17 protein-coding genes are annotated in these 17,481 nt (G+C 64.4%); 6 read left to right on the plus strand and 11 right to left on the minus strand.

Going from position 1 to position 17,481, the window contains the following annotated elements; genetic code table 11:
* Positions 1-14 precede the first annotated feature (14 nt).
* Entirely contained in the window at positions 15-2,531 is a 2,517-nt protein-coding gene (ligA, locus tag XaFJ1_RS08330) for an NAD-dependent DNA ligase LigA (protein WP_012916226.1), read from the minus strand.
* Between the two features lie 372 nt (positions 2,532-2,903).
* On the opposite strand from ligA, the gene XaFJ1_RS08335 reads away from it, so the two are divergent.
* Positions 2,904-4,031, plus strand: a complete 1,128-nt coding sequence (locus tag XaFJ1_RS08335) for a pyridoxal phosphate-dependent aminotransferase (protein ID WP_045756886.1) — start codon at positions 2,904-2,906, stop codon at positions 4,029-4,031.
* Between the two features lie 136 nt (positions 4,032-4,167).
* Here the strand turns inward: XaFJ1_RS08335 and zipA are convergent, their stop codons facing one another.
* The 5 genes from zipA to rpsF all read right to left on the minus strand — a co-directional run bounded on the left by zipA (position 4,168) and on the right by rpsF (position 10,020).
* Complete coding sequence (gene zipA, locus XaFJ1_RS08340; RefSeq protein WP_012916228.1) at positions 4,168-4,890, minus strand: cell division protein ZipA; 723 nt, start codon at positions 4,888-4,890, stop codon at positions 4,168-4,170.
* A 57-nt stretch (positions 4,891-4,947) separates the two neighbouring features.
* The gene (gene smc, locus XaFJ1_RS08345; RefSeq protein WP_012916229.1) at positions 4,948-8,451 is read right to left on the minus strand and encodes a chromosome segregation protein SMC; all 3,504 of its coding nucleotides are present in this window, start codon (positions 8,449-8,451) and stop codon (positions 4,948-4,950) included.
* Positions 8,452-8,728: 277 nt separating this feature from the next.
* The gene (gene rplI / locus XaFJ1_RS08350) at positions 8,729-9,178 is read right to left on the minus strand and encodes a 50S ribosomal protein L9 (RefSeq protein ID WP_012916230.1); all 450 of its coding nucleotides are present in this window, start codon (positions 9,176-9,178) and stop codon (positions 8,729-8,731) included.
* Between the two features lie 165 nt (positions 9,179-9,343).
* Positions 9,344-9,574, minus strand: coding sequence for a 30S ribosomal protein S18 (gene rpsR, locus XaFJ1_RS08355; RefSeq protein WP_002804494.1), 231 nt, complete (start codon positions 9,572-9,574; stop codon positions 9,344-9,346).
* 11 nt (positions 9,575-9,585) lie between these two features.
* Positions 9,586-10,020 (minus strand): 30S ribosomal protein S6, encoded by a 435-nt coding sequence (rpsF, locus tag XaFJ1_RS08360; RefSeq protein ID WP_012916231.1) that lies wholly within the window; start codon positions 10,018-10,020, stop codon positions 9,586-9,588.
* A gap of 350 nt (positions 10,021-10,370) precedes the next feature.
* Here rpsF and XaFJ1_RS08365 point away from each other — a divergent pair, with 350 nt between their 5' ends.
* Entirely contained in the window at positions 10,371-11,153 is a 783-nt protein-coding gene (locus XaFJ1_RS08365) for a 4'-phosphopantetheinyl transferase family protein (RefSeq protein WP_052689213.1), read from the plus strand.
* 38 nt (positions 11,154-11,191) lie between these two features.
* Here XaFJ1_RS08365 and XaFJ1_RS08370 read toward each other — a convergent pair whose 3' ends face one another.
* Positions 11,192-11,536 carry a HesB/IscA family protein gene (locus XaFJ1_RS08370; RefSeq protein WP_045757290.1) on the minus strand — a complete coding sequence of 115 codons (345 nt, stop codon included), beginning with the start codon at positions 11,534-11,536 and terminating at the stop codon, positions 11,192-11,194.
* A 128-nt stretch (positions 11,537-11,664) separates the two neighbouring features.
* On the opposite strand from XaFJ1_RS08370, the gene asnS reads away from it, so the two are divergent.
* The 4 genes from asnS to XaFJ1_RS08390 are packed head-to-tail and all read left to right on the plus strand — an operon-like array spanning position 11,665 to position 14,337.
* Complete coding sequence (asnS, locus tag XaFJ1_RS08375) at positions 11,665-13,065, plus strand: asparagine--tRNA ligase (protein WP_012916234.1); 1,401 nt, start codon at positions 11,665-11,667, stop codon at positions 13,063-13,065.
* A gap of 22 nt (positions 13,066-13,087) precedes the next feature.
* A complete protein-coding gene (locus XaFJ1_RS08380; protein WP_012916235.1) occupies positions 13,088-13,393 on the plus strand; it encodes a hypothetical protein in 306 nt (101 codons plus the stop codon).
* Positions 13,390-13,704: a hypothetical protein gene (locus tag XaFJ1_RS08385; protein WP_012916236.1), complete on the plus strand. Its 315-nt coding sequence runs from the start codon at positions 13,390-13,392 to the stop codon at positions 13,702-13,704. The genes XaFJ1_RS08380 and XaFJ1_RS08385 overlap by 4 nt, the downstream gene beginning before the upstream one ends.
* A gap of 9 nt (positions 13,705-13,713) precedes the next feature.
* Positions 13,714-14,337 (plus strand): FMN-binding negative transcriptional regulator, encoded by a 624-nt coding sequence (locus XaFJ1_RS08390; protein WP_012916237.1) that lies wholly within the window; start codon positions 13,714-13,716, stop codon positions 14,335-14,337.
* Between the two features lie 12 nt (positions 14,338-14,349).
* Here the strand turns inward: XaFJ1_RS08390 and XaFJ1_RS08395 are convergent, their stop codons facing one another.
* The 4 genes from XaFJ1_RS08395 to XaFJ1_RS08410 form a co-directional block, all read right to left on the minus strand.
* Complete coding sequence (locus tag XaFJ1_RS08395; protein ID WP_012916238.1) at positions 14,350-15,060, minus strand: response regulator; 711 nt, start codon at positions 15,058-15,060, stop codon at positions 14,350-14,352.
* 326 nt (positions 15,061-15,386) lie between these two features.
* Positions 15,387-16,289 carry a hypothetical protein gene (locus XaFJ1_RS08400; protein WP_425509575.1) on the minus strand — a complete coding sequence of 301 codons (903 nt, stop codon included), beginning with the start codon at positions 16,287-16,289 and terminating at the stop codon, positions 15,387-15,389.
* 183 nt (positions 16,290-16,472) lie between these two features.
* On the minus strand, positions 16,473-17,246 hold the full coding sequence (locus XaFJ1_RS08405; protein WP_012916240.1) for a hypothetical protein: 774 nt from the start codon (positions 17,244-17,246) through the stop codon (positions 16,473-16,475).
* A 48-nt stretch (positions 17,247-17,294) separates the two neighbouring features.
* The gene (locus tag XaFJ1_RS08410) at positions 17,295-17,477 is read right to left on the minus strand and encodes a hypothetical protein (protein WP_230596758.1); all 183 of its coding nucleotides are present in this window, start codon (positions 17,475-17,477) and stop codon (positions 17,295-17,297) included.
* Positions 17,478-17,481 lie beyond the last annotated feature (4 nt).

Genomic DNA, 17,481 nt, shown 5'->3' on the forward strand with positions numbered 1-17,481 from the left:
AGGCGCGGGCGAACTCACCCCTGCCCCTCGTGTTCGGCCAGGAACGTCAGCAGCTGCCTCTCGTCCCAGACCACCACGCCCAGTTCCTGCGCCTTGTCCAACTTGGAACCGGCCTCGCTGCCGGCGACGACGAAGCTGGTCTTCTTCGACACACTGCCGGCGACCTTGGCCCCCAAGGCTTCCAGCCGCGCTTTTGCCGCATCGCGGGTGAGTTGCGTCAGGCTGCCGGTGAGCACGGCGGTCTGCCCGTCCAGCGGACCGCCGTGGCGTGTGGGTTGTTGCGGCGCGGCGTCGAGCAAGCGCTGCATCGCGGCCTCCGCATCCAGCAACCCTTGCCGCTGCGCAGGATCGGCCAGATAGGCGACCAGATTGGCCGCGCCCGCCGCCGACAGTCCCGCGCCGGTCCAGCCGCTTTCGTTGGCGCGAAGCAGTGCATCCAGCGTGCCATACGTGGCCGCCAAACGCTGCGCACTCTTGCCGCCAAGCTTGTCCACCGGCAGTGTGCTGAGCAGATGCGCCAGATCCAGGCGTTCGCGCAGTGCTGCGGGCGGACAGCTTTCGTCGGCAAAGCCGATTCCGGCTGCGATCAAAGCATCGACCACAGCGGCGTTGCCGGGCTGTTCGAAGAACGTGGCGATCGCACGCGCAACCTCGCCGCCGATGTCCGGCAGCGCTTGCAGCAGCACCGCCGGGGTGCTGCGCACGAATGCCAGCGATCCCAACCAGTGAGCCAGCGCCTTGGCCGTGGTTTCGCCCAAGTGCGGGATGCCTAGCGCGAACAGAAAACGCGACAACGTAGTGGCACGACTGGCATCGATGCCGGCGAGCAAATTCTCCGCCCACTTCGTCGCCAACTTGCCACCCAAATCCACCGCCAAATGCCTACGCAGGAAATCGGCATGCCGCCATCCCGGCACCTGCTGCGCCAACGCGGCGTAACCGGCGGCATCGAGCACCAGGGCGCCCTTGCTCTCCTCCACTGCCTGCAGCAGATCAGCGCTACTGGCAGCATCCAGCGCTGCCTTCATCCGCACCAAATCTTCCACCCGCAACGCGTACAGGTCGGCCAGCGATTGCACGAAGCCGAATTCGACCAAGGCGTCGGCTTGGCGCTCGCCCAGGCCTTCAATGTCCAGTGCACGACGCGAGGCGAAATGACGTACCGCTTCCTTGCGCTGCGCCGCGCACGCCAAGCCACCGCTGCAACGCCAGGTCACCGCATCGTCTTCCTTGACCAGCTCGGAACCGCACACCGGACACACCGCCGGCATGGTCCACGGGAGCGTGCCAGGCGGGCGACGCGCTTCGATCACCCGCACCACTTCGGGAATCACATCGCCGGCGCGGCGCACGATCACGGTGTCGCCGACGCGCACGTCCAGCCGCGCGATCTGGTCGGCATTGTGCAAGGTCGCATTGGTGACGATGACCCCGGCGACCTGCACCGGCTCCAGGCGTGCGACCGGGGTGGCGGCGCCCGTGCGACCGATCTGCACCTCGATCGCACGCAGCACAGTGGATTGCTCTTGCGCCGGGAACTTGTGCGCCAGCGCCCAGCGCGGCGCGCGCGCGACGAAGCCCATCGCCGTTTGCTGGTCGTAGTCGTCGAGTTTGTAAACCACTCCGTCGATGTCGTAGGGCAAGGCATCGCGCCGCGCACCGATGCGGCGAAAATAGGCAATCAGGCCATCGAAGCCGGTCGCGGTATCGGCCTCCGGCGCCACCGGGAACCCATAACGGCGTAGTAACTGCAAGGTCTGCGAATGGGTTTCGGGCAGTTCCAGACCACGCACTTCGCCCACCGAATAGGCGAAGAACGCCAGCGGTCGGCGCCGGGTCACCGCTGGATCGAGTTGGCGCAACGAACCAGCGGCGCCGTTGCGCGGGTTGGCCAGCAATTTTTCGTTGCGCTCCAGCGCGCGCGCGTTCCACGCAGCGAACGCGGCGCGCGGCATGTAGATTTCCCCGCGCACTTCCAGCACCGCCGGCATCGGCATGCCGAGCTCGCGCAACCTCAGCGGGACCGAGCGCACCTGACGCAGGTTCGCGGTGACGTCCTCGCCGGTGCTACCGTCGCCGCGGGTGGCGCCCTGCACGAACACGCCATCCTCGTAGCGCAGGCTGATCGCCAGACCGTCCAGCTTCGGTTCGACCGAAAAAACCGGTGCGGCCAATTCCAGTTCGCGCTCGATGCGGCGCTCAAAGTCGGCGACTTCGGCAAAACGGATGCGGTCGTCAGCATCCTCGGCCACACTGGGAGTTTCGAACGCATTGGCCAGCGACAGCATCGGAATCGCGTGGCGCACTTCAGGGAAGCCGCTGTCCGGTCGCGCACCGACGCTGCGGGTCGGCGAATCTTCGCGCGCCAACGCAGGATGCGCGGACTCCAGCGCCTCCAGCTCGCGCATCAGCGCGTCGTACTCGGCATCGGGAATGGCCGGATCGGCAAGGACGTAGTAGCGGTGATTGGCATCCTCCAGCTGACTGCGCAGTTCGACGACGCGTTGCTGAGGAGTGAACTTGGCGATCATGCGTGGCCGGAACAGGGTAACGAAGAAAGGGGCGATAGTAGCGGGGACATGAGCAAGGCGGAACGTTGGGCAAGCCGGAACCAGCCATTCATGAGTCGGAAAAACCCGATACCGCGCTTGGTCAACGTCATGCTGTCACTGCGGAGCACAACGCACGACACGAGCGGCAATCCGGGTATGCGACTGTTTCATGTCTGCCCGCGCTGGCACATCTGTCGAAGCTCACTTCAATCACAGCCAGCCCGCTCTCGATGACATGTGTCGCAGCGGCGTGGCAGAGATCCATGCGGATTTTGCGCCATGACGGCGTCTCGACATGCCCCAAGATGAATGGGAAGCTAGCGTCACCCAGTCCATCCTCTGGAGCATCCCGTGTCCTTACCGGTGTCGCGTCGCTCGTTTTTATCTCTCGCCACCTCGGGTCTGACGCTCGGTGCCGTGGGTCTGACCCATGCGACCGAGGCGGCTCGGCGCAAGGCCGCTGGCGCAGAGGCAATGCCTGGCGTGATGCCGGCCACCGGGACGGTGTATCTGAACCTCAACGAATGTCCCCTCGGCCCCGCGCCTGCCGCACTGGAGGCTGTAAGGACAATTCTGCCGCGCGCCGGCCGCTACCTGCTGGAGTTACCCAACAGACTGATCGCCGCATTCGCTGACCAAGAACAGTTGCCCAGCGACCACGTGGCAGTCTATCCCGGATCCAGCGAAGCACTGGCGCGCGCCGCACGCGCGTTCACCTCGGTGCACGCTAGCGTGGTAATGCCGGATCCGACCTTCGAAGAGGTGACCAATGTCGCCGCCGCGCAAGGCGCGCCGGTGCGGCGGGTGCCACTGCGCGCCGACGGCGCGCACGACGTCAAGGCCATGGCCAGCGCCGATCCGAACGCAGGACTGATCTATCTGTGCAATCCGAACAATCCAACCGGTTCGATCACCCCGCGTGCCGACATCGAATGGCTGCTGCGCAACAAGCCCGCTTCCAGCGTGCTGCTGGTCGACGAAGCCTATATCCACTACAGCGAGCAGCCGTCGGTGATCGACCTGATCGACCAGCGCCAGGACCTGCTGGTGCTACGGACCTTTTCCAAGCTCTATGGCATGGCGGGCCTGCGCCTGGGCCTGGCGGCCGCTTCGCCAGGGCTGCTTGGTAAGCTCGCCGGCTTCGGCCACAACCCGGTGGCGATCACGGCGGCGGCGGCCGGCATCGCCTGCCTGGGCGATCGGCAACTGGTGCCGATGCGGCGCGCCGAAAACGCGCGTATCCGCGACGCCACCATCGTCTGGCTACAAAACAAGGGCTACGCCTGTTTACCGTCGCAGGCCAACTGTTTCATGGTCGACGTCAAACACGACGGCAAGACCTTCGCGGTGGCGATGGCCAAGCAGGAGGTGATCGTGGGGCGCATCTGGCCCAGCTGGCCGAGGCGGGTGCGCGTGACCGTCGGCACCGAGGCGGAGATGCTGCGCTTCCGCGAGGCGTTCATGCAGGCAAGCAAGTAAACCCGACAAGGCAGGGAGACAGGGTCGGCCGCAATGGCGGATCGGTCGAAGGTCACGGTCGTTGCCGTTTCGGCATCAAACACGACAGTGCCACGCACGTCTGTCGAAGAGCAAGAGGCCAAACGCCGCGCGGCGCCTACCAGCGCGGCGTCTTGGTCAGCGGCGGCGCTTGGTGCTGGCGATCGTAGGCGCGCAGATCGTCGCGAATGTGGGCGATACGCTGACGGCCCAGCGCATTGCGGCTATCGTCCAGGACAACGCCGTCGAGCAGTTCGCCCATGCGCTGCACGGTCGGCAGCATCTTCTCCCAGGCATCGAGCGCGGTCAGCGGAGCCGGCAAAGTCAGGAAGAAGGCAATCGCCGGGGTCTCCATCTCGCGGATGTGGGCCATGTCGAAACTGCCCGGCTTCATGATGCTGGCCATGCTGAAGATGGGACCGCGCTCGGGATGGCCTTCGACCAGACGGTGGAACACGTTCATATGCCCGAACACCAGCCCGGTCTTCTCGGCGGCGACCACGATGTCCTCGCCGCGCAGCATCTGGCCGGCGCGCGCGGCGACGTAGAGCGAAACGATCTTGTCGAAATCCTGGCTCGGTCGTTTGCCGAGTTCAGTCCCCAGCGACTCGACAGCGGGCAGGCCCAATTCGGGCTGGTGCGCCTGGCCATCCAGGCCAGGATCGACATCGGACAGCGCGGTGTCGCCGAGGGAGGGCTCGCGCCGCGAATTGGCTGGATCGGTCGCCTCCACGCGCCGGCCCTGGCTCGGTTTCTTCGGTCGACCGAATACAAAGATCGCGGCAATCAACAGCAAACCTGCGGCGAGGATGCCGATGCGTAGCATTGCCATGTCGGACATTCAGGTGGTACTCCGGCAAGGGTGCACAGAAATATAAAGTTGCTTTAGCATGTCACGTCAGGCCGCGCCCGCCAAACGCGCGGCCTCTTCCAGGTCCACGCTGACCAGACGGCTGACGCCCGGTTCGCGCATGGTGACACCGCTGAGCTGGTGCGCCGCTTCCATCGTCGCCTTATTGTGGCTGACGAACAGGAACTGCACTTTTTCGCTCATTTCCTTGACCATCGCCGCCAGGCGGCCGACGTTGGCCTCGTCCAGTGGCGCGTCGACCTCGTCGAGCAGGCAGAACGGCGCGGGATTGAGCTGAAAGATCGCGAACACCAACGCCACGGCAGTCATCGCCTTCTCGCCGCCGGACAACAGCGAGATGCTGGACACCCGCTTGCCCGGCGGCCGCGCCATGATCGACACGCCAGTGTCGAGCAGGTCTTCGCCGGTGAGTTCCAGATAGGCATGGCCGCCGCCGAACAGGCGGGGATACAGCGCCTGCACGCCGGAATTGACCCGGTCGAAGGTGTCCTTGAAGCGGCCACGGGTCTCGCGGTCGATCTTTCGGATCGCCTCTTCAAGCGTTTCCAGCGCAGTATTCAGATCCACATCCTGCGCTTGCAGATACTCGGCGCGCTGCGCGGCCTCGCCGTATTCGCTGATCGCCGCCAGGTTGACCGGTTCCAGCCGGCGCATGCGCGCATCGATCTGCTGCACCGCCTGGTCCCATTCGCTCGGATCGGCGTGTTCGGGCAGGCCATTGATGATGTCCTCGAGCACGAAGCCGGCCTTGACCACCGCCGCCGAAAGTTGTTCAGCATTGAGCACCAGTGCTTGCTGATCGAGCCGACGCTGGGCGATGCGCTCGCGCTGCGCCAAGGCGTGTTCGTCGCGCTGTTGGCGGGTCTGCTCCAGCCCACGCAGTTCGTTGTCGATCCCATCCAACTGCGCGCGCGCCTCGCCCAGCATGCGGTCGGTGCGCACGCGCTCGCTCAGGGCGGCCTGGTGTTCGACTTGCAGCGCCTGCACCGGCGAATCGCCTTCGTTGAGTTGTGTGCTGAGTTCGCCCAGGCGCGTATCCAATTGCCCACGCTGGTTGCCCATGCGCTCCAGCGCTTGGCTGAGCGCCGCGATCTGGGTACGCTGCGATTCCAACGTCAGCGCCAGCGCGTGCGAGGCCTCGCGTACCCGGCGAGCGGCGTCGCGAGCCAGATCGCGCGCTTCGGTAAGCTGGCGGCGCTCGCTTTCCAGCGCCTGCCGGAGCGACTCCAGGTCGCCCATGCTGGTGACCGCGTCCTCCAGCTTGGAACGTGCCTGGCGCGCCTGCGTGCCGCTGCTGTCCAAGGTTTCCAGCAACTGTGCAATTTCGATCTCGATCCGTTCGATGCGGGTGCGCGCGGCATCGACCTTGCCTTGCTGGCTCTGCAATTGCCCGGCCAGCTCGGAGACGCTGCGATGGGCCAGGTACAACTGGCGCTGCGCATCCTCGCGCTGCTGCTCGCCAGCCAGCAACTGATCGCGCATATCCGCCAGACGCCGCTCCAATTCGGCTTCGCGCTCCTGCAACGCGTCGATCTGGCCGCGCAAGGTCTGGATCTCGCGTTCGCGCAGCAGCGCGCCCTGCTTGGCCGCGCCGGAGCGCGACACACGCAACCAGCCCTGCCCCAGACGCGCGCCATCGCGGGTGACGATCGCATCGCCTTCGCTGAGCTGCGGCAACAGCGCGCGCGCGGCGACCAGGTCCTCCGCCGCGTGCAGACGCGCCAGCAGCCGGCGGATCGCCCGTGGTCCCTGCACCTTGGATGCCAAGGAGGTGGGGGCAAATTGCGCGGCGCTTGCGTCATCGCTGACCAAGGCGATGCGGCCTTCGCCGAGTTCGCTCAACGCATCGACCAAGGTCTCCGGCGCCTCCACCAGCACACCCTCGATCAACTGCCCGAGCGCGCCCTCGACCGCGTTCTCCCAACCGCTTTCGACGCTGAGCCGTTCGCCCACGCGCGCCGCCGAATCCAGCCCGCGCGCCTGTAGCCACGCCAGCGCGGCGCCCTGCTCCTGACCCAACGCGGCCTGCTGCAAGGTTTCCAGCGACGACAAGCGGCCGCGCGCGGCCTGCGCCTGCTTGCGCACCTCGGCCAGTTCCGTCTGGGCGGTGCGCTGCTGCTCCTGCAACGCCGCCACCGCTTGCTTGCGCGCCTCGACCTGCTCATTCAGACCATCCAGGGCGGCACGCTGGGTCTCGTGCTGTAATTGCAGTTGCTCGAAAGCCTCCGCCAGCGCATCCAGGTCCAACCCGGCGCGTTCGGCCATCAAGGCTTCGCGGCGGCGCTCGGCCTCCAGCGACTGCCGGTCCAGATAATCGACACGGGTGCGCTCCACCTCGCCAGCACGCGAGGCCTCGGCGGTATGCCGTTGGTGCAATTCCCAACGCTGCTGCCAGTCGGCCAGGCGCGCTTCGGCATCGCGCAGGGCGTCCTGCTTGTACGTGTTGTCTTCCTGCAACTGCTCCAACTGTGGGCCGGCAACATCCACCGATTCGCGCAGCAACGCCAGCTTGGCTTCATCGCTGCCTATGTGCTGAGCGAGTTCGGATAGGGCCAATTGCGCCTCGTCGCGCGCTTTGTGCAGGCGTTGCGACAAATCGCGTTGATGTTGGATCTGCTGTTCGATACGGGCCAGCGTACTGCCGACCTTGTATACCTCGGCTTGCGCGGTGCTGAGCGCTTCGGCGGCTTCTTCGCGGCGCACGCGCCCGGTCTCGATGCGCGCTTCGGCATCGCGTTGCTCGGCGATCAGTTGCTGCAGCCGGGTTTCTTCCTGATCCAGCGCCTCGCGCAAACCTTGCAGCCGGCCGTCCAGACCGCGGTATTCCAGTGCTTTCCACTGCGCATCCTTGATCCGTCGCTCTTCCTGCAACGCCTGGTATTGCTCGGCCTGACGCGCCTGGCGCTTGAGATGTTCGAGTTGCTTGCCGATCTCCTCGCGCAGGTCGCTCAGGCGCTCGAGGTTCTCGCGGGTGTGGCGGATGCGAGTCTCGGTTTCCTTGCGCCGCTCCTTGTATTTGGAGATGCCGGCGGCTTCTTCCAAGTACACGCGCAAGTCTTCCGGGCGCGCCTCGATGATCTGGCTGATCATGCCCTGTTCGATGATCGAGTAGCTGCGCGGCCCCAGGCCGGTGCCCAGGAACAGATCGGTGATATCGCGGCGGCGGCACTTGGTGCCATTGAGCGAGTAACTGCTGCTGCCGTCGCGGCTGACCTGACGCTTGACCGAGATTTCGTTGAACGCGGCGTACTCGCCAGCGATGGTGCGATCGGAATTATCGAAGATCAACTCGACCGTGGCCTGCGACACCGGTTTGCGGGCCGAGGAGCCGGAAAAAATCACGTCGGTCAGCGAATCGCCGCGCAGCCGGCTGGCCGAACTTTCGCCCATCACCCAGCGCACCGCGTCGATGATGTTCGACTTGCCGCAGCCGTTCGGACCGACGATGCCGGTCATATTGGTCGGCAGGTGCAGCGTGGTCGGATCGACGAAGGACTTGAAGCCGGACAGCTTGATGGTCGACAGGCGCATGAGGCGGGGAATCCATGGCAAGCGCTGCCGGCATCCCGACACGCGCTGCCGCTAATGAAAATCCAGGTGAAGTCCTACGTCCAACCGATTGATGCGCTTGCATCGACGGGCTGGAGACAGACGCGGGCCACTGAGTATAGCGGCCCCTGCGCACGGCGGGGCCAGCGGCATCGGAAAGGCGCCGACCTTCGCCTGCATTGGACACCACCGCACATGGGGATCCAGAAACGACACAGGCACCTTGCGGTGCCCGTGTCGGTGAAAACGAATGCGGCGATCAAGCTTCCGCTTCGACCACGACCTTGACCGTGGTTTCCACGTCGGCGTGCAGGCGCACCAGCACCTCGTATTCGCCGATGTTGCGGAACGCGCCTTCGCCCAGCACGACTTCGCCCTTCTCCAGCGCCATGCCGGCAGTGGTGAAGGCCTCGGCGATATCGCGCGGACCGACCGAGCCGTACAACTTGCCTTCGGTGGAAGCATTGGCCTTGACCGTGACGCTGGCGCCTTCCAGCTTGGCGGCACGGGCTTGGGCGTCGTTGTGGATGGCCTTGGCCTTGGCTTCGTACTCGGCACGCTTGGCTTCGAATTCGGCGATGTTGGCTGCGGTGGCCGGCACTGCCTTGCCCTGCGGCACCAGGTAGTTGCGGCCGTAACCCGGCTTGACGTCGACCTTGTCGCCGAGGCCGCCCAAGTTGGTGACTTTTTGTAGAAGAATCAATTGCATGGCGTTACTCCGTTATTCGTTAGCGGCGGCATGGGGCCACCGCAACGCGTGCTGTCCGAATAGGACGGGATTGGATTGCGCGGAGTCGGACATGTACCCGACCGACACCCGGCGGTTGCTTCGGTCACCGCACACGGTAATGCGCACGGTTCCGAACGACTCGGATCAAACGTCGTGGTTGTCCGTGTACGGGATCAGCGCCAGGAAACGTGCACGCTTGACCGCCGTGGCCAACTGACGCTGGTACTTGGACTTGGTGCCGGTCACGCGGCTCGGCACGATCTTGCCGTTCTCGGTGAGGTACTGGCGCAGAGTGTTGAGATCCTTGTAATCGATCTCTTTGACGCCCTCGGCGGTGAATTTGCAGAACTTGCGACGACGGAAGAACTTGGACATGGACCTGCTCCTTAGGCGGCTTCGACGGCGTCGCCGTCGGCTTCGTTGGCGGCGGCGGACACATCGCCATCGTCGTCGTCGCGACGACGACGCTCACCACGGTCGGGCTTGTCGCCCTTCTCGTCCTTGCTCTTCATGATCAGCGACTGCTCGGTGTCGGCGCCATCGCGCTTGATCGCCAGGTGACGCAGCACGGCGTCGTTGAAGCGGAAGCTCTCGACCAGCTCGCTCAGCACGGCCTGATCCACTTCGATGTTGAGCATGACGTAGTGCGCCTTCACCAGATTCTGGATCGGATAGGCCAACTGCCGACGACCCCAGTCTTCCAGGCGGTGAATGGTACCGCCGCCGTTCTCGACCAGCGACTTGTAGCGCTCGATCATGGCGGGGACCTGCTCGCTCTGGTCCGGATGGACCAGGAACACGATTTCGTAATGACGACTCATGTGGTTGTACCTTTCGGATGTGGCCCAAGGGCCAGTCAGCCCCCCGCAGGTGGCGGTGGAGCAAGGGTTCCCGCCCGAATAGGCGCAGGAAGCCAACAAGTATGGCAGCGCCCTTGGCCAATGACAAGCTCACGCACCCAGGACGCCCGCTCTGCCCCGCGTCGTCCATCGCCATTGCGCCCCTCTCCGACCCCAAGCATCGACCAAAGGACCGAATGCGGCGGGCAGGCGCGATTCTGCGACACTAGCGCAATGTTATCGTCGACATTCGCGCCCACAGCCCTCAGCGCAACGCAATGCACAATGCCGTGCCGATGCAACGGACGCGGAGACTCCGGCAGCCGCAAGCGATGAACCCAGGGTTGCCGAGCGTCGGCGGCTTGAGCGCAGGCCAGCCATTACGGTTGTCGTTACCAGCGGAACTGCAGGCAGCCGCGCGCAGTGCCCACCGCCATCTGCTCGACGACGGCACGGCGCTTTACCTGCTGGCGTTCGATACCGCGCAATTCGACGCGGGGGCTTTCGCGGCAATGGCAATCGCCCGCCCGGACAGCATCGCGCGCAGCGTGCGCAAGCGTCAGGCCGAGTTCCTGTTCGGCCGTCTGGCCGCGCGGCTGGCGCTGCAAGAGGTGCTGGGACCTGCGCAAGCGCAGGCAGACATTGCGATCGGCGCGACGCGCGCGCCCTGCTGGCCTGCCGGCAGCCTGGGCAGCATTTCCCATTGCGAGGACTACGCGGCCGCCATCGCCATGGCGACCGGCACCTGCCACGGCGTGGGCATCGATCTGGAACGACCAATCACACCCGCGGCGCGCGCGGCGCTGCTGAGCATCGCAATTGATGCCGACGAAGCCGCTCGTCTGGCAAAGGCGGCAGACGCGCGGTGGCCGCACGACCTGCTGCTGACCGCACTATTTTCGGCCAAGGAAAGCCTGTTCAAAGCCGCCTACAGCGCGGTCGGACGCCACTTCGACTTCAGCGCGGCACGCCTGTGCGGCATCGACCTGGGACGGCAATACCTGTATCTACGCCTGACCGAGACACTCTGCGCGCAGTTCGTGGCAGGGCAAGTGTGCGAGGTCGGCTTCGCGCGCCTGCCACCGGACCTGGTGCTCACCCACTACGCCTGGTGAGCACGCGAACAGTCGGAACCCGCCAACGGCAGCGGCACTCAAGACGTGGCGTGCGCCGCGTCGGTGGTGAAGCTCTCCCCGCATCCGCACTCGGCGGTGGCATTGGGATTGCGGAACACGAAGGTCTCGCCCAGGCCCTGCTTGGCGAAGTCGATTTCGGTGCCATCGACCAACTGCAGACTGGCGGCATCGACATAAATACGCACTCCGTCCTGCTCGAACACCGCATCGTCCGCGTGCGCTTCGTGCGCCAGATCGGTGACATGGCCCCAACCGGAACAGCCTGTGCGTACCACCCCGAAACGTAGACCCAGCGCACCGGGAGTCTGGTCGAGGAAACGCTGCACGCGTGCAAACGCGGCGGGGGTGAGGCGGATGGCCATGACGAACGACTCCAACGACTTGCGATACGACATTATACGACCGATGCCCGCAACGCCTCGCAAGCGCTACGCTCCAGCCATTACACTTGTTCATTCCATATCGAGCCACTGCGGCGAGGATTCAAGTCATGACGGTGGTGAGCGTTGAACATGCGCTGGCCGGGAAGATCCCGGTCGGCGGCGAAGTGACCGTCCGCGGCTGGGTCCGTACCCGGCGCGACTCCAAGGCGGGGCTGTCCTTCGTCAATGTCAGCGACGGTTCCTGCTTCGCGCCGATCCAGGTGGTGGCGCCGGCCGCGCTGCCCAACTACGAACCGGAAGTGAAGCGCTTGACCGCCGGCTGCGCGGTAATCGCGCGCGGGCACCTGGTCGCCTCGCAAGGCCAGGGCCAAAGCTTCGAGATCCAGGCCGAGAGCATCGAGGTACTGGGCTGGGTCGAGGACCCGGAGACCTACCCGATCCAACCCAAAGCGCATTCGCTCGAATTCCTGCGTGATGTGGCGCACCTGCGTCCGCGCACCAACCTGTTCGGCGCGGTGACCCGCATCCGTAACTGCCTGGCGCAAGCGGTGCACCGTTATTTCCACCAGAACGGCTACCACTGGATCAGCACTCCGATCATCACCACCTCCGACGCCGAAGGCGCCGGACAAATGTTCCGTGTCTCCACGCTGGACCTGACCAACCTGCCACGCGACGGCAAGGGGCAGGTGGATTTCAGTCGCGACTTCTTCGGCAAGGAAACTTTTCTGACCGTCTCCGGCCAGCTCAACGTCGAGGCCTACTGCCTAGCGTTGAGCAAGGTCTATACCTTCGGCCCGACCTTCCGCGCGGAGAACAGCCACACCACCCGCCATCTGGCCGAGTTCTGGATGATCGAGCCGGAGATCGCCTTTGCCGATCTGGCCGAAGACGCGCGGGTCGCCGAGGACTTCCTCAAATCCCTGTTCCGCGCAGTGCTGGAAGAGCGTGGCGACGACCTGGCGTTCCTTGCCGAACGCGTGGACAAGACCGCCATCAGCAAGCTGGAGAGCTTCGTCAATTCACCCTTCGAGCGCATCGAATACACCGATGCGATCGGCCTGCTGCAACGGTCCGGGCAGACGTTCGAGTTCCCGGTGGAATGGGGCCTGGACCTGCAGACCGAGCACGAGCGCTGGCTGACCGAGCAACACGTCGGCCGGCCGGTGGTAGTGACCAACTATCCCGAGCACATCAAAGCCTTCTACATGCGCCTGAACGACGACGGCAAGACCGTGGCGGCGATGGACGTGCTGGCCCCGGGCATCGGCGAAATCATCGGCGGCAGCCAGCGCGAAGAGCGCCTGGATGTGCTGGATAGGCGCATGCTGCAATTTGGCCTGGACCCGCAGCATTACGGCTGGTACCGCGACTTCCGCCGCTACGGCACGGTGCCGCATGCCGGCTTCGGCCTGGGCTTCGAGCGCCTGGTGGTCTATGTGTGCGGCCTGAGCAACATCCGCGACGCCATTCCCTACCCGCGCGCTCCGGGTAGCGCCGAATTCTGAAGCCAGTGGAAGAGTACGCACCATGATCCTGTTCTTCGCGCTGTGTTTCGTCGGCGTGGCGATCGCCGGGGCCAGCGCGTTCCTGATCTTCTGGCCGTTGACCCTGGTGCATATCCGCGACCGCCATCCACCGCTGGTGGCGGCGTTCGGCCAGGGCGCCTTTCTCAAACCAATCGCGCTGGGCTGGCTGCTGACCCGGCGCTATCGTCCGCTCGGCGACCGCGCGCTCTCCGGGTTAGCGACGCCGGCGTGGCTATCGCTGCTGACCATTTTTTTCGGCCTGGGCATGGCCATCCTGCTCTGGCTGCTCTCCATGGTGACCCAATGACCTCAGACAACTCCGCCCACGATCAGTGGTACCTGGCAAGCCTTGGCCGCCTGCTGGTGTGGGCCCGCCTGCGCGCGCGCGCGGCTGGCACCGCCGAGGTGCTGGACAGCGACGGCAATACCCTCAGTTACGACAGCGAAGACAGCGCACGCGCCGCGCTGTTCGATGCCGAGTTCGTCGCCTTCAACGGCCTGGACGAGGACGACGCCCGAGCACGCGGCTTCTCCCTGGAAGAGATATTGCCGCCGCAGGCAAAGGACGATGCCAGCCTGCGCGGGCGCATGACCCAGAGCTTGGGCGCACGGGTCTAAACGCCAACGATGCACATCCCACCCGCATTCGCCGAGACCGATCTGCGCGCGCTCGACCAACTGATCGCGCGTGCCCCCTTCATCACCCTGGTCACCATCGCCGACGGACTGCACTGCGCCACGCCCTTGCCGGCGCTGTACCGACGCGACGGCGCTCGCATCGTAATCGAAGGACACTGGGCAAGCGTCAATCCGCAGGCGTGGCATCGCGGGCCGGCACTGCTGATCGTGCATGGTCCGCATGCCTATGTCTCGCCTGGCTGGTATCCGGACAAAGAGACGATGAAACGTGTGACGACATGGAACTACGCCACCGCACACTTGCATGGCCATCTGCAAAGCAGCGACGATGAAGCGCTGTTGGCCGATGTGGTCGCGCGACTGAGCGAACGCCAGTCGCATGCCCTGGGCAGCGACTGGCGCTACGAGCCCCACAACGAGGCGCACCGACGCATGTTACGTAGCATCGTCGGCTTCCGCTTCGAGGTCGAGCGGGTGGAGTTGAAGCTCAAGCTCAGCCAGAACCATGCCATCGCGAACCAGCAGGCCGTACATGACGCGTTACAGGCACAAGCCGATCCGAGTGCGCAGGCAGTGGTGGCGCTGATGCGTCAACGGTTGCCACCGGACTGAGCACCACTCAGGTCAACCACATCGGCTGGCCGGTTCGTACTGATCGGCCTCAACGCGGCGAGCGCTGGCACGGCCACCGTCCAGCGGCGACAATCCCTCGCGAATAGCATAGCGGGTCAATTGCGCGATGCTCTGCATGCCCAGCTTGAGCATGATGTGCTCGCGGTGAGTCCCGATGGTCTTGACGCTTATATGCAGCCGCGCAGCGATGTCCTTTGTCGACAAACCCTCGGACAGCAATTGCACGACCTCGCGCTCGCGCGAGGTCAACAAGGTATAGGCCGAGGCGGCATCGCCGGGCGGACAGCGGTATTCGCTGACCAAAGATTGCGACAGGGCCGGGCTGATGTACAACTGATCCTTGCTGACTTGTTGAATGGCACGCAGTAATTCGCGAAAGGTGCTGTTACGCGCCAGGTAACCTTTGGCCCCGGCATCGATGACCGCACGCACGTTGGCCGCCGTGTCGGAGGCGGCGATGCAGATTGCCTTACTGTGCGGGCTGCGTTGCAACAGCCGGCGCGTGGCCTCGATCCCATTCAAACCCGGCAGCATCACGTCCATCAGCACGATGTCAGGATGCCGTTTGGTCACCAGTTGCACGCACTCCAGGCCGTCGACGGCATGACCGACCACATCGATGTCCGGGGTGTTTTTCAGCAGGGCTGCTATGCCCTCCAACACGATACTGCGTTCGGCGGCAATCACGATACGTGTTTTCATTCTTTACCTGTCTTCGCAATGGATCCCCAAACGCTCGCGACCGCGTGAAAACCCGCGTCCCATGCGCCACTATTTCAACCGATGCGACAGTGTCATCCACGCCTGCGTGGCGCCACCAGCTTGTCACGCAGAGCAATGGCGGCCATCGGCTTCAAACTGATATGAATGGCAAGGACGACTGAATTGGTGCGAATCAGCGCATTCGTCTCGCTGCGTAGACTCCCTCCATCACCGATGGACTATACGAAACCTGAGATAAAAAGCGCGCGCATCGCCGGCAATCGGCACGCAGACATTTGCGTCATAAACCCCGGCATTGCGTGCACTCATTCGGATGCAGGCGGGAGCGGAACGCGTGCGCCTTCGCTCTGCAGCATGCAGCGGGCGAAATCGGCAAGCCGTTGCTGGATCGCCGCAGGCGGCATGCCCGCATCGATCGACTGCTGCATGGCCATCAACTGCGAGGCCAACTCTCCCTGCCAGCGCATGCGTTCGGTATCGCCGTTGACGCGCTGCAATTCCAATGTGGCCTGTGCCTGTGCCGACGCATCGCCGCGCACCAACGTTTCCATCGAATCGACCAGGCGTTGCAGCAGTCGATACACCGCCGTTGCGGAGAAGCCGCCCAGCATCGCCAGGGTGGGCTTGCCGAAAGTGCGCATGCTACCGCTCTCGAAAAGATCCCTGGGCAGTACTTCAACCAGGATCAAGCCGGCGATCAGGCCCAGGATCATGCGTGCGCCATAGGATGCATCGTATTTGGGGTCGTAGGTGGCATTGGCGACGTAACGATGCACCTGAAACAACGAGGAGAACGACGCGCCCAGACCAGCGCAGAACAACAGGAACAAGGCATTCCACAACAAAACGCTGCCGGAGGATTCCAAAAAACCAAGGCGCACGTTATTCGCGCTCACCTTGCTGGACAGCGCCGAGGCGACCAGCGCGAACAGAAAAAATAGCGACGTAACGGTCAACGCGCGCACCAGCGGCAACGGACCGAGCAGACTCGCCCAATGCCGGCGACGGCGCTCGGTATCGAGTAGAAACACCGCCTGCGGCGTCGCCGGACGGATGATCTGCGCGAGGCGTCGGTGCGTCAGCGCCAGTTCGTGCGCATAGTGCTCACTGGCATCGATACAGGGCACTGCGCTCTCCAGCAGGATCGACAGGCGTGCGATCAATTCGGCTGGCACAGCCATGCCATGCTCCAGCACATAGCGCGCCATCGCTTCGCACTCCACCCGCAGTTGCGGCAGAATGCCCGGAGGCGGCACACGCGCAGGGGCAATCCCGACACCGGCTAGCCAACGCCGCAGCGCGTCGGCCAATTTCTTGATCCACACGCGCATTGCAAGACTCCTGGACAGAAACGCTGGACAAAAACCCGGGGCGGTGGCGTACCGAGCGAATCAGTCTGCGCTGGAGGCACGCTCCAGCTTGCCCATTTCCACCGGCGCTCCTGCACGAGCGTAGAGTTGCAGTAAAACCTGCCCGTCCGGCGCTGTGCGCAGTTCAAGCGTGCCGTCGCTCAAACGTCGGCAGTAGCCGGCATCGCTTGGATCAAGGGAATAGAGCCAGTGACCCTCGCGACTTCCGGCGTAGCGTGCCTGCAGCATGCACAGCCGCGGCTCGCTGTAACGCAGCACGACCATCGGCACACCGGGCGCCTGCGGTATCGCATTCACCGTCATCTGCACCTGCACCGGATCGCGACCGTTTTCTGCCCTTAGCAAGCCATGCCACCGTCCCTGCAACGGACTGGGCTGGCCCGGTGCGGTATGCAGAACCACCGGCAGCGCTTGTCCATCGATGGACAGCCGCAGATCATCGCCACTGCGCTGCGCGGTCAAGCGTTTGCCCATCAGTTTGTCGCAATACGCACCGCCGTTGATCGACTCCAGAGCGAAACTATCGCCCTCGCGCGACTGCACCTGCAACGCACAATTCAGCGGCGAACCGAAATTCAACACTGGCTTCCCTCCCTGTTGCGCCAGGCCGACGGCAACCAGGCGGTGTGCATCGAGCGCAAGGCTGCCACGCCATTGCCCGGCGGGCAGTGCATTAGCGGTTATTGCGAGCATGGGGGCCGGCGGTGGCGGCGAGGCCGCGACGACCAACGGCAGCACTAACCACAGCGACAGCCAGAGGAAAAAACGCGGAAAATCATAAGAACGGATGTGCATGCGACGCTCCTTATTTAGGTGAAAAAACCTGTGCATCACAATGGCAATTCACCACGACAGGTCACGTGCAAAGACCAGTGCCAGCAGTGCCGTCATCGCCAAAATCGCAACAAACAACAATCCAATCCGACGTCGGAATCGGCGCTTGCGCTGCACGCGCGCCAGCGACAACACGTCGATTTGCAATGTTCGGCACCATTGGTCGGTGTCCCTGCGCGACAAAATGAACACGTGT

Origin of the sequence: Xanthomonas albilineans (assembly GCF_009931595.1) — a bacterium.
Taxonomy (GTDB): Bacteria; Pseudomonadota; Gammaproteobacteria; order Xanthomonadales; family Xanthomonadaceae; genus Xanthomonas_A; species Xanthomonas_A albilineans.